Here is a 14,616-nt window from a genome sequence, read left to right as displayed (position 1 = left end):
CTCGGTCCCGGGCGCGGTCACCACGAGTCGCCCGCCGGTGGTCGGCGACGCCCAGAACTCCCATACCGACAGGTCGAAGGTCGCGGGCGCCTTCAGCAGGGCGCAGTCCGCGCCACCGAGTCCGAATCTGGCTCGCACCCACCGCAATTGGTTGACCACGGCGGCATGCGGGACGGCGACGCCCTTGGGGATGCCCGTCGAGCCCGAGGTGAAGATCAGATATGCGGTGTTCGAGGGACGCAGGGGCGCATGACGATCCGCGTCGGCCACCGGGGCCGCGGAGTATCCGGACAGATCCAGTCCGTCGAGTGTGGTGAGGATATGGATCGGCGCGGCGGTGTCGAGGATGTGCCGGATGCGGTCGGCGGGGTGGTCCGGATCGATCGGCACATATGCCGCACCGGCCTTGACCACGGCATACATGGCGATCACCAGATCCACCGAGCGCCGCATGTGCAGGGCGACGGTTGTCTCCGGGCGCGCGCCGAGCGACATCAGATGGCGGGCGAGCCGATTGACCCGGGCATCGAATTCGCCGTAGGTCAGCGTCTCGCCCCGGTCACCGATCGCATCGATGAGCGCGATGGCCTGCGGGGTCGCGGCCACCTGCCGGTCGATCAGGTCGGTCAGCGTCCCGGGCGGCACCGGATGTTCGGTGGCATTCCACCCGGCCAGCAGGTCGCGCTCGGTGCCCAGCAGATCCAGTTCCGAGATCCGGCAGTGTGGTTGGGCGGCAACGGTTTCCAGAATGCCGCACAGCTGCGCGATCAGACGCCGGGCGGTCGGCTCGGTGAACAGATCGGTGGCATAGCCGAGGGCGAGAGCGATTCCGGCCGGTTGCCCGGCCGTGCCGTAGTTGTCGACGGCGAACAGGTGCAGATCGAATTGCGCCGTCTCCGTGACCGTTTCGATCGGCGAGACGGTCAGTCCGGGCAGGCGCGGCGATTCCCGCTCGTGGTTGTGGAAGGACAGGCCCACCTGCACGAGGGGATGGCGGGCCGTGGACCGCTGCGGGTTGAGCACCTCCACCAGGCGTTCGAACGGAATATCGGTCTGCGACAGCGCCGCGATATCGGCGGCCCGCACCCGGTCGAGCAGGTCGGTGAACCGATCGTCCTCGTCGACGGCCGTGCGCAGGACCACGGTATTGACGAACATACCGATGACGCCGTCGAGCGCGGGATCGTTGCGGCCGTCGACCGGTGTGCCGACCGCGATATCGCCGGTCCGCGACAGCCGTGCCAGCCAGGCGGCGAACGCCGCGTGCACGACCATGAACAGTGTCGCACCGCAGGTTCGGGCCACGTCGGTCAGCCGGGCATGCAGATCGGCGTCGATATCGAAGGCCAGCGTCGCGCCGCGCAGGCTCCGCACGGCCGGTCTCGGCAGATCCGTGGGCAGATCCAGCTGATCCGGCAGTCCCGCAAGGGTTGTCGTCCAGAACTCGAGCTGGCGGGCGGCGACGGATTCCGGATCGTCCTCGCTGCCGAGCAGCTCCCGCTGCCACAGCGCGTAATCGGCGTAGTGCACCGGCAGCGGTGTCCACGTCGGCGGCTCACCGGTCCGGCGGGCGGCATAGGCGGCCATCAGATCGCGCACGAACGGCACGATCGAGGAGCCGTCGGCGCAAATGTGGTGCAGCACACCGGCGAGCACATGTTCGTCCGTTCCCTCACCGCGGGCGAACAGCTCGATCCGGACCGGAATCTCCGCGGTCACATCGAACGTCGTGGCGGCCAGGCTCCGAAGCTGTTGCGGCAGTGCGGCATCGGTCGTCGACACCGGCGCCACGGCGGGCACGGCCTGTTCGGCGGGCACGACCAGCTGCGTCGGCCCGTCCGCGGTCTCCGGATATCTGGTGCGCAGCGTCTCATGCCGTTCGACGAGGTCGGCCACGGCCGCCCGCAGCGCCTCGATATCCAGGCGGCCGGTCAGGCGCAACGCCAGTGGGATGTTGTAGGCCGTCGAGGTGCGGTCGAACCGGTTGAGGAACCACATGCGCTGCTGCGCGGGCGACAGCGGCACCTGCCGGGGCCGTTCGCGCGCGACCAGCGGCGGGCGCGGCCCGGCGTCGGTCCCGATCCGCGCGGCGAGATCGGCCACCCGAGGGGCCTCGAAGACCGCGCGCACCGGCACCCGCGCGCCGACGGCGGCCCCGATTCGGGCCACCGCCTTGGCGGCGAGCAACGACGTGCCGCCGCGGGCGAAGAAGTCGTCGTCCGCGCCGACCGCCGCGTCGCCGCCGAGCACCTGGGCGTACGCCTGCGCCACCAGCTGTTCGGTCAGCGTGGCCGGGCGGCGATAGGCGGCGGCCTCGAACTCCGGGGCGGGCAGCGCGGCCCGATCCAGTTTCCCGTTGACGGTCAACGGAATTCGATCCACGACGACCAGCGCGTCGGGCACCATATGCTCGGGCAGCCGCTCTCCCAGCCGCCGCCGGATCCGCCGCGGATCGATCTCGCCGTCGGCCACGAGATATCCGACCAGCCGAGCCACCCCGCCGCTCTCCTCGCGCAGGAGCACCGCGGCCTGGCCGATCGCCTCGTCATCGAGCAGCGCGGCCTCGATCTCGCCGAGTTCGATGCGGAAACCACGCAGGTTCACCTGCTGATCGGCGCGGCCCAGATACTCCAGCTCGCCGTCGCGGGTCCAGCGGGCCAGATCGCCGGATCGATACGCCAGTGCCCCGTCGCGACCGTAGGGATCGGCGACGAAGCGAGCGGCCGTGAGCGCGGGCCGATGCAGATAGCCGCGCGCGAGTTGCCCACCGGAGACATAGATTTCGCCGGGCACGCCGACCGGCACGGGCCGCAGTCGCGAATCCAGCAGCCGCACGGACAATCCCGGCAGCGCACCGCCGATCGCACCGGTGACATCGGTGTCCGGGATGAGCGGGCGATGGGTGACATGCACGGTGGTCTCGGTGATCCCGTACATGTCGACCAGCCGCGGCGTGCGTCCGTATCGATCCGACCAGCCGCGCAACCGTCGCGGTTCCAGGGTCTCCCCGCCGAAGATCACATAGCGCAGCGCATGATCGGCGGGCGGTTCGGCGAGGTCGGCGGCGGCCAATTGGTAGAAGGCCGAGGGTGTTTGGTTGAGCACGGTCACGCGCTCGGCGAGCAGCAGATCCCGGAACTGTTGCGGCGACCGGGAAGTGAAGTAGTCGACGACGACAACCGTGCCGCCGTGCAGCAGCGCGCCCCACAGCTCCCAGACCGAGAAGTCGAAGGCAAAGGAATGGAACAGGGTCCACACATCCGACGGCCCGAAGTCGAACCGCCGCATCGCGTTGTCGAGCAAGGTGATCACGCCGCGATGCGGGACGACCACACCCTTCGGACGCCCGGTCGAACCGGAGGTGTAGATGACGTAGGCGGTATTGCCGGGGTGCAGCGGAGCGCGACGATCGGCGTCGGTGATCGGACTCCCGTCGCACGCGTCCTCGTGCACGTCGACGATCGGCCCCGTGAACCAGCCCGCGGGCAGGCCCGCCCCCGCACTGGTCACCGCGCATACCGGCCGGGCATCGTCGAGGACGAAGCCGATGCGGTCGGCGGGATAGTCCGGATCCACCGGCAGATAGCCGCCGCCCGCCTTCAACACCGCCAGCAGCGCGACGACGAGTTCGGCTGAGCGCGGAAGTGCCACCGCCACCAGCGATTCCGGTCCGACGCCCGCGGCGATCAGGCGCCTGGCCAGCCGGTTGGATCGGGCCTCGAGGTCGCCGTAGGTGAGGCCGAGCCCGTCCGAGCGGATCGCCACCGCATCGGTCCGGTCCGCCGCGGCGCGCGCGAATCTGGCGGTGAGCGTGTCGGTCCGGGACTCATCGGATCCGGTGACCGCCCATTCGTAGAGGGCGAGGTGCTGTTCCTCTGCGCTGAGCAGCCGGATATCGCCGACCACGACGGTACCGTCGGCGGCCACGGCGCTGAGCACCTGCTCGAATCTGCGGGCCAGCACGGCGATGGTGTCGCCGTCGAAAAGGTCGGTGGCATAGGTGATCTCGACGATCATTCCGCCGGAGCGGCCGTCGCGCCCGCGCGATTCGAGCACCGTGAACTGCAGATCGAACTTCGCGCCGACCGCGTCGAGCGGTTCGGGCCGGACGGTCAGGCCGTCGAGCCGGGCGGGCGCGATCGTGAAGTTCTGGAAGGTCAGCGCCACCTGGAACAGCGGATGCCGCTGCGCGGTGCGCGCCGGCGCGAGCGCCTCGACGAGCCGTTCGAACGGAACGTCGGCATGGGAAAGCGCCGAGATGTCCTGTCGCCGAACGGCATCGAGCACGGCGTCGAATCGGCTGCGCGGATCGATCTCGGTGCGCAGCACGAGCGTATTGACGAACATGCCCACGAGATCGTCCAGGGCGGCATCGCCGCGCCCCGCGACCGGCGTGCCGATCGCGATATCGGTGGCGCCGGACAGCCGGGCCAGCAGCACCGCGAGCGCGGCGTGGACAGTGCTGAACAGCGTGGCGTCGTATTTGCGGGCTAGCTCGCCGAGTTCGCCGTGCAGGTCGGAGTCGATATGCAGCCGGTGCGTGCCGCTCCGATACGAGGGCGCGGCCGGATGTGGGCGGTCGGTGGGCAGCGCGAGCCGTTCGGGCAGATCCGCGAGTGTGATGCGCCAATAGTCGAGCTGGCGATGCAGTTCGGCGTCCGGATCATCCGCGGCGCCGAGCATCCCCGCCTGCCAGAGCGTGTAGTCGACGTACTGCACCGGGAGTTCGTCCCACGCCGGTCGGTGGGCGCGGTGCCGCGCGCGATAGGCCATCAGCAGGTCGCGGGCGAGCGGGCCGAGGGAGAAGCCGTCCGCGCCGATATGGTGCAGCACCAGCACCAGGACGTGTTCGGTACGGTCGAGCCGCAGCAGCGCGGCGCGCAGCGAGGTCTCGCGGGTCAGGTCGAAGCCGGTACGCGCGAAATCGGTGATCTGCTGTGCCAGTTGGGTATTCGCCGACTCGTATCGCCACAGTGTCGGGATGTGCTCGGACGCGGGACCGACGATCTGCTCCGGCCCGTCGGGGCCGTCGGGGTAGGTCGTGCGCAGCGTCTCGTGCCGGGCCACGACGTCGGCGATCGCGGCCCGCAGCGATTCGACGTCCAACGCACCGGTCAGCCGGATGGCCAGCGGGATGTTGTCGACCGCGGCGGCCGCGGCGTCCGGATCGTCGGCGCGGTAGCGGTTGAGGAACCACATGCGCTGCTGCGCGGGCGAGAGTGGAATGCGGGCGGGCCGCCGCCCGGCGGCCAGAGCCGGGAAATGCCGTTGTCCCGCTTCGGCTTCCGCGCGCGCGGCCAGGCCCGCCACGGTCGGCGCGTCGAACAGGACGCGGACCGGGATGCGGGCGCCGAGGGCGGCGCCCAGCCGCGCGACGACCCGCGCGGCGAGCAGCGAATTGCCGCCGAGGACGAAGAAGTCGTCGTCCGCGCCGACCTTGTCGAGCTCCAGGAGGTCGCCGAAGATGCCCGCGACGGTCTCCTGCACCGGGGTTTCGGGAGCGCGGAAGGCCGCGGCCTCGAATACCGGCGCGGGCAGCGCGCGGCGGTCCAGTTTGCCCGCGGCGGTGAGCGGGAATTCGTCGAGCACGATCAGCACCGCCGGGACCATGTAGGCGGGCAGGCGCTCCGACAGTCGCGCGCGCACCTCGTCGACCTCGATCGAATGCGCCGGTGCGGCAATCACATACGCGACCAGCTGCTCACCGCCGCGCACCACCACGACCGACTGCGCGACCTCGCCCAGCGCGGTCAGCGCCGACTCAATCTCACCGAGCTCGATGCGCAGGCCCCGCAGCTTCACCTGGAAATCGGTGCGGCCCAGGTATTCCAGCTCGCCGTCCTCGGTCCAGCGAACCAGATCGCCGGTGCGGTACATCCGAGAACCTCCGCCGGAGGCTCCCCCTTCTCGGACCCCGAAGGGGTTCGCCACGAACCGCTCCGCGCTCAGATCAGGTCGAGCGGAATATCCCTGCGCCAGCTGAACTCCCGCGAGGTACAGCTCACCCGCGACACCCACCGGCACCGGCCGCAACCGGCCATCGAGCACGTACACCCGGGTGTTGAACACCGGACGGCCGATCGGCACGGATCCGGTATCGCCGTCGACCACCTCATGCCGGGTGACATCGACCGCGGCCTCGGTCGGGCCGTACAGGTTGTGCACCCGGGCCCCGGTCAGCGCCCGCAGTCGCTGCGCGGGTCCGGGCGCCAGGGCCTCACCGGAGGCGAACACCATGCGCAACGAGGTGCAGTGCGCGACAGACTCTTCCGCCACGAATACCGCGAGCATCGACGGCACGAAATGCGTCACCGTCACACCCGCCGCGGCGATCAGCCCGGCCAGATACACCGGATCGCGATGCCCGTCGGGCGCGGCCACCACCAGCCGCGCACCGATCTGCAACGGCCAGAACAGTTCCCATACCGACACGTCGAAGGTCACCGGGGTCTTCTGCAGCACAACATCATCGGGCGCCAGCCCGTATTCGGATTGCATCCACAGCAGCCGATTGACGATGGCCGCATGCGATACCGCGACCCCCTTGGGCCGCCCCGTCGACCCCGACGTGAACAGGACGTACGCGGTATTCGACGGCCGCAGCGGATACCGCCGCTCGGCATCGGTCACCGACGCGGTCGACCGGCCGGACACATCGGGCAGCTCTCGCAACACACAGACCGGCCGCGCCGTATCGAGCACGTCCTGGTTCCGGGCGGCCGGATGATCCGGATCCAGCGGCACATACGCCGCCCCGGCCAGGGTGATCGCGTAGATACCGACGACGAGATCGACCGAGCGGCGCAGCGCCAGGGCGACGCATTCGCCGGGCCCCGCGCCGAGGGCGATCAGATGACGGGCGAGGCCGTTCGCCCGTTCGGCGAGTTCGCGATAGGACAGGGTGACGTCCTCGAACGTCACCGCGGGTGCGTCGGGGGTGCGCTCGACCTGCCGCTGGAACAGCGCGGCGAGGGTCGCCTCGGACCGGGCCCGGCCGGTGTCGTTCCACTCGGTGAGCATCCGGGCGCGCTCGGCGTCGGTGAGCAGATCCAGCTCGCCGATCGGAACCTCCGCCCGGGCGGTGAGCCGATCCATCACCAACACCAGCCGCCGCGCGAAGCCCGCGACGGTGGGCGCGTCGAACAGATCCGTCGCGTACTCGAAGGCGGCCGTCAGGCCGCCGTCGGGGCGCGGGGTCAGGATCAGGTGCAGATCGAATTTGGCCGCGTCCGAACCGATATCGAGGCGGGTGGCTGTCATCCCCGCCGGAGCGAGCGCGGCGGGCTCGGCCTCGCGGAGATCGAGCATCACCTGGAACAGCGGATGCCGCGCCCGCGAGCGGGCCGGATTCAGGATCTCCACCAGCCGCTCGAACGGCAGTTCCGCATGCGCGAAGGCGCGCAGATCCGCGTCCCGCACGGCCGCGAGCAGTTCGGTGAACGACAGTGCGGGGGCGATATCCGCCCGCAGCACCAGGGTGTTCACGAACATGCCCACCAGATCGTCCAGCTCCGGCGCCCCGCGTCCCGCGACCGGCGTCCCGACGGCGATATCCATCGTGCCCGTCAGCTTCGACAGCACGGTCGCGAAGACCGCGTGCAGCGCCATGAACAGCGACGCATGGGACCGCTGCGCCGACTCCCGCAGCTGCCGCACCGACCCGGCATCGATCGAGAACTCGTGGCGCGCACCGCGTCCGGAGGCGACGGCGGGCCGGGTCCGATCCGAGGGCAGCGCCAGCGCATCGGGCAAGCCGTCGAGTTCGGCCGTCCAGAATCGGATCTGACGGGACATGAGCGATTCGGGATCGTCCTCGGAGCCGAGGATCGACCGCTGCCACAGCGCGAAATCGGCATACTGCACCGGCAGATCCGGCCACCCGGGCTCGGTGCCATCGCGCCGAGCGGCGTAGGCGCACAGCAGGTCTCGGGTCAGCGGTTCGATGGACCAGCCGTCGGCCGCGATGTGGTGGACGGCGATCACCAGCACATGCTCATCGACACCGAGTCGCAGCAACGCGATCCGCACCGGCACCTCATCGGCGACATCGAAGGGTTCGGCCGCGACAGCCCGAATACCCTCGGCCAGCGTCTCTCTCGTCACCGACCTCGGCTCCACGAGACCCGGCCCGCCGGTCACCTCCTGCCGTGGCACACCGTCGACGGCCGGATAACGGGTTCGCAGGGCCTCGTGCCGGTCGAGGACATCCGCCATGGCGGATGTCAGCGCGGCCACAGCCAACCGGCCCCGCAGCTCGATCGCGGCGGTCAGATTGTGCACCGCGTCCGCATCGAACTGATTGAGGAACCACATGCGCTGCTGCGCATAGGACAACGGCACCACCTCCGGCCGGACCCCCGCCACCGGCGGCCGTGCCGCACGGGACAACCCCTGCGGCAGCCCTCGGGCCAGCGCCCCGACCGTCGGATGCTCGAACAGCGTCCGAACCGGCACCTCGAGGTTCAGCAGTGTGCCCAGCCGGGCCGAAATCCGCGTCGCCACCAGCGAATTGCCGCCGAGGGCGAAGAAGTCGTCGTCGAGCCCGACCCGATCCACGCCGAGGATCTGTTCGAAAACCGCGGCCACGGTCGTCTCCGCGGGTGTGCGCGGCGGACGAAATGCCTTGGGCACGAACACCGGATCCGGTAGCGCCCGGCGATCCAGCTTGCCGGACGGCGTCATCGGCATCGCTTCCAGGCACTGATAGACCGTCGGGACCAGATACGACGGCAGGATCGCCCGCAACCGTTCCGCCACGGTGATCTCCGGATCGGGCAGATCGGTGACCAGCGAGGCCACCAGCAGATCCCCGGCGGAAGTCGTGCATACTCGCACCGCCGCCGACCGCACCCCCGGCAGCGCGATCAGCGCGGCCTCGATCTCGCCGAGTTCGATGCGCTGCCCGCGCACCTTCACCTGAAAGTCGCTGCGGCCCAGATACTCCAGCGCTCCCGCACGCCGCCGCACCAGATCGCCGGTGCGGTACAGCCGGACTCCGCCGGGCCCCGCGACGAAGCGTTCGGCCGTCAGCCCGGGCCGCCCGAGATAGCCCCGGGCCAGTTGTGCCCCGGACAGATACAGTTCCCCGGCAACGAGATCCGGCACCGGCCGCAGCCGCGCATCCAGGACGTAGGCCTGGGTGTTGTGCACCGGACTGCCGATAGGCACCGGCCCGGACCCGTCGGCGGCACGGAAGTGGGTGGCGTGCACGGTGAATTCGGTCGGGCCGTAGAGATTGTGCACCGCGACACCGGGCAGGGTCGCCGCCACCTCCGCGGTGAGCGCCTCTCCGGCCGCGAAAACCGTTCGGAGGGTGCCGATCTGGCCGCGCTCGGCCGCCTCGGCGAAGATCGCGAGCTGCGCGGGGACGAAGGAGGTCATGGTCACGCCGTGCTCGGCGATGAGCCGGACCAGATAGGCGGTGTCACGCTGACCACCGGGTGCGGCCACGACCAAGCGGGCGCCGCGGCACAGCGGCGCGAACAGCTCCCATACCGAGACATCGAAGGTCGTGGGCGTCTTGAACAGGATCACGTCGGTGCCGTCGATCCCGTATTCGCCGGTGATCCAGGCGATCTGATTGACGAGCGAACCATGCTGGACCGCAACGCCCTTCGGCACACCCGTGGAGCCGGAGGTGAAGATCACGTAGGCGAGGTGCGAGGGGCGCGGCCCGGCCGGTTCGGCATCCGGCGGATCGGCACGATCCAGGTCGAGCAGATCGTCGACGGTCAGCACACAGACCGGCCGCGCGACCTCGATCGCGTGGCGCAGGCGCGCCTCGGGCTGATCCGGATCGACCGGGACGTAGGCGCCTCCGGCGGTCAGCACCGCACAGGCCGCCAGGACGAATTCGGCGGAGCGGGCAATGTTGAGCACCACCAGCGATTCCGGTCCGACACCGCGCGCGTGGAGGTGCCGCGCCAGCCGATCGACGCGCGCGGCCGTCTCCGCGTAGGTCAGCCGCCGTTCCCCGTCGACGATCGCGAGCGCATCGGGCGTGCGTCGAGCCTGTGCCCGGAACGCGTCGACCACCGTCGAGTACGGAGCCTCGACCCGAGCGCCGCGCCCGGATTCGATGGCCCGCTGAGCCTCCGGCTCATCCAGTATGGGCAGATCGGCCACCGCGACCGAGGCATCGGCGACCACCGCCGCCAGCAATCGCACGAACCACCGCGCATATCCGGCGATGGTCGTGTGATCGAAAAGATCGAGGGCATAGGCGAATTCCGCCTGGATCCCCGCCGGTGCCGGACCTTCCCCGGGACCGGCACCGACGAAGCTTTCGGTGACCGTGAGTTGCAGATCGAACTTGGCCACTCCGGTGTTCAGGGTACTCGTCCGCACCGACAGATCGGGAAGTCCGAGGTCGACGCCGTTTCCGGCAGCGACGGCGAGCATGACCTGGAACACCGGATGCCGAGCGCGCGAGCGGGCCGGTTCGAGCGCCTCGACCAGCTGCTCGAACGGCAGCTCGGCATGGGCGAAGGCGGCCAGATCCATGGCCCGGACCTCGTGCAACAGTTCGGCGAACGGCCGATCCGCGGCGATGCGGGTGCGCAATGCGAGGGTGTTGACGAACATGCCGATCAGCTCGTCCAACTCGCGTTCGCCGCGGCCCGACACCGGGGTGCCGATGACGATATCGCCGGTGCCGGCCAGCCTGGCCAACAGTGCGGCGAGGGCCGTATGTACCAGCATGAACAGCGACACACCCCGGGCGCGGGCGACCTCGACGGCAGCACGGTGCAGCTCGGCGGGTATCGAAAAGCCATGCACCGCACCGCGTCCGGTCGCGACCACCGGCCGCGGCCGGTCGGTCGGCAGATCCAACTGATCGGGCGCACCGGCGAGGGCCTCGGTCCAATAGGCCAGCTGCTGGGCGGCCATCGAACCGGGATCCTCCGCGGCGCCCAGCCGATCACGATGCCACAGCGTGTAATCGGCGTACTGCACGACCAGCGGCTCCCACGCGGGCGCGCGACCGGTCAGCCGGGCAGTGTAGGCGATGCGCATATCGCGGGCGAGTACCGGCAGCGATAGGCCGTCCGCGGCGATGTGATGCAGCACGATCGCCAGCGCCAGCTCCTGCTCGCCGAGCCGGAACAGCCGGGCGCGCACCGGGATCTCACAGTCGAGATCGAATCCGCGGGCCGCGAAGCGCTCCAATTCGGGGTCGAGATCGTGACACACCTCGAGGTCGGGCGGTGTGAACGCACCGGGCCGCTGATGGGCGAAACCATCATCACCACAGGGGAATACGGTGCGCAGTACTTCGTGCCGGGACACCACATCGGCCAGCGCCCCGCGCAGCGCCGCGATATCGGCGGGCCCGGACATCCGCAGCACGAACGGCATGTTGTAGGCCGCACTGGCGCGTTCGAATCGGTTGAGGAACCAGATCCGCTGCTGGGCGGGAGAGAGCGGCAGCACCTCCGGCCGCGGCCGAATCCGGAGCGGGGGCGCCGATTCGGCGTCCTCGTCGATGAAGTCGTCCTCGATCAGCGCGGCCAGCGCCGCGACGGTCGGGGCCGCGAAGATCTCGCGCATGCCCACGCGCGCACCGAGTTCGGCATTGATCCGGGCCGCCAGCCGCGTCGCGACGAGCGAATTGCCGCCGAGCACGAAGAAGTCGTCGTCCAGCCCGATCCGCGACCGGTCGAGTACCTCGGCGTAGACACCCGCCACCGCCCGCTCGACCACCGACTCCGGTGCGCGATACCCTGCGCCGGACCCGGCGGGAGCGGGCAGCGCCGCGCGATCCAGTTTGCCGGAGGCGTTGACCGGCAACGCATTCAGCACGACATACGCGGACGGCACCATATAGGCGGGCAACCGCCGGGCGGACGCGGCCCTCAGGCCCGCGAGATCGACCGCGCCGGTGCCGTTTTCGACGATATAGGCCACCAGCTGCTGACCGAGCCCGATATCGTCGCGCACCACCACAACGGCGCGAGCCACCGACTCCTCGGCCGCGAGCACGGCCTCGATCTCCTCCGGCTCGATGCGCTGCCCGCGCAGCTTCACCTGGAAGTCGGTGCGCCCCAGGTACTCCAGCTCACCGGCGGCCGTCCACAGCACCAGATCCCCGGTGCGATACATGCGGGATCCCCGCGCCGCGGCCGGATCGCCGAAGGGGTTGGCGACGAAACGTTCGGCCGTGGTCCCCGGCCTGCCGACGTAGCCCCGGGCCAGCTGAACCCCCGACAGATACAGCTCACCCGGGACTCCGATCGGCACCGGCCGCAGGCGCGAATCAAGCACGTACAGCCGGGTATTGAACACCGGCGCACCGATCGGCACGCCGGTCGAATCCGCGGCCGTCACCTCGTGCGCGGTGACGTCCACCGCGGCCTCGGTGGGACCGTACAGATTATGCAGGCGGGCCGGGGTGGCGGCCAGTAACCGCCGCGCGGTCGGCGCGGGCAGCACCTCCCCCGAGGCGAATACCCTGCGTAGCGACCGCACCGCCGCGCCATCCAGTCCAGTGAGAAAGGCCGCGAGCATCGACGGCACGAAATGCACGGTGGTGACGCCGTATTCGGCGATCACGCGGCTCAGATACGCCGGATCCCGATGTCCCTCGGGTTGTGCGACCACCAGGGTCGCACCGATCTGTAAGGGCCAGAACAACTCCCATACCGACACATCGAATGTCGCGGGTGTCTTCTGCAGCACCACATCGTCGGCCGCGAGCCGATAGGTCCGCTGCATCCACACGAGCCGATTCACGATCGCGGCATGGGTGACCGTGACGCCCTTGGGCCGCCCGGTCGATCCGGAGGTGAACAGGACATACGCCGGATGTTCGGGCCGCAGGGTCGCCGTACGGTCCCGGTCCCGCACCGGCGCGGCCGCGTGACCGGACAGGTCGAGGCGGTCGAGCGCGATGATAGAGGCCGATGATTCGGGGATCTCGCCGGAAGTGGTGAGCACGCAGGCGGGTTCGGCCGTATCCAGGACGTGGGCGATGCGCTCGGCGGGATGATCCGGATCCAGGGGCAGATAGGCCGCCCCGGCGGCCAGCACCGCATAGATCGCCACCACCAGCTCCGGCGAGCGGCGCAGATGCACCGCCACGCGGCATTCCGGCCCGACCCCGAGCGAGATGAGGTGGTGCGCAAGCCGATCGACCTCGGCGGCCAGCTGGGCATAGGTGCGGTCGGGTGCGCCCGCGAACCGCACCGCGACCGCATCCGGCGTGCGGGCGACCTGGGCCTCGAACATCGAGACCAGCGTCGCCCGCGCGCCGCCCGCGGCCACCGCGCTCACCTCGAAGTCGGTGGCATTCCAGATCCGCAGGCTCACTTCGCGTTCCGGCTCGGTGGTCACCTCCACCGAATCCACCGGATACGCCGGATCCAGCTCCAGCAGCCGTTCCAGATAGCCGACGAAGCGCGCGTGCTGACGGATCAGCTCGTCGAGGTCGTAGCGGTGCGGATTGGCTTCGAGGTCCAGATGTACGCGGTCGCTGTCGCCGTAGTAGACGTTGAGGCTCAGATCCTCGACCGGTCCGGTGGACAGCACGTGGTAGCGGCCGACGGTATCGCCGAGGGTGAGAACGCTGTGGAACAGCATGATGTTGGCCAGCGGCCCGAACAGCCCCCGTCCCGAACCCTCTCGGCCGGTATCGCGCCGGATGTCCTCGTGCCGATATCGCTGATGCCGCAGCGCCCCGGTCACTTCCACGCGCGTCGCCCGCAGCAGCTCGGCCCAGCCCAGTGCGCCGACGCGCACCCGCAGCGGCACGATATTGGACAGCATGCCCGCCGAACGCCGTGCCACCGCGGTGGTGCGCCCGGTCACCGGCAGGCTCAGCACGACCTCCTCGCGATCGGTCATGCGCGCCAGATAGGCGGCGAAGGCGGCCAGCAGCACCATCGATGGCGTCGAATCATGCTCTGTCGCACAGGCATTCAGCATCTCGGCGATATGATCGGGCAGCGCGCGGCCGAAGATCCGATTACTCGCCGTGCGCGGCGCGGCGCGACCGCCGAGCGTCGTCGTGTCCAGGCCGTCCACGCGGTCGGCCCAGTAGTCGCGATCGGCCGGGTAGCGTGCGCTGTCGCGATAGGCCAGTTCCCGTTCGACCAGTTCAGGCAGTGCGCCCGCCGTATTCGGTCCCGGCTCGATGCCCCGCAGTCGCGCGGTGTATCGCTCCGCCACCCGGCGGATGTTGAGCAGTGCACCGTATCCGTCGACCACGATGTGATGCGCCCGCAGATACCAGAAGTACCGCCGCTCCTCGACGCGCAGCACCGCACCGGCGAACAGCCGGTCCCCCGCGAGATCGACCGGGGCGGTGTGGTCCGTCCGCATCCATTCCCGCGCCGCCGCAATCGGATCGGTTTCGCCGCGCAGATCGATCAGCGGAATGCGCACCGGCAGCGTGGGATCGACGCACTGTCGAGGCTCGCCATCCGAATCGTCCAGTCGCACTATGGTCGAGCCGAACTCGCGCGCGGCCTCGACCGAAACCTCTTGGAGCACACCGATATCAAGATCACCGAGCACGTCGACGTACTGCGCGATGTTGATCGGCGTCGCCGGGTCGAGCAGTTGGGCGTACCAGACGCCGAGCTGGGCCGGAGCGAGCGGAAACGACTCATCCTGCAC

Annotated in this window: 1 protein-coding gene (running past one end of the window); it reads right to left on the bottom strand. The window is 69.9% G+C overall.

The window, feature by feature from the left end; genetic code table 11:
* Positions 1–14,616 carry the 5' portion of a non-ribosomal peptide synthase/polyketide synthase gene (locus tag ACIA76_RS25345; RefSeq protein WP_397154756.1) on the bottom strand. Its footprint begins 2,733 nt before the window's first position, so only the first 14,616 of its 17,349 coding nucleotides appear in the window; the start codon lies at positions 14,614–14,616; its stop codon lies beyond the left edge, outside the window.

The sequence above is a fragment of the Nocardia sp. NPDC051570 genome (genome assembly GCF_044454005.1).
In the GTDB taxonomy this organism is placed as follows: domain Bacteria; phylum Actinomycetota; class Actinomycetes; order Mycobacteriales; family Mycobacteriaceae; genus Nocardia.
Note: the sequence above shows the minus strand (reverse complement) of the source record. Positions and strands in the feature narration are given on the sequence as shown.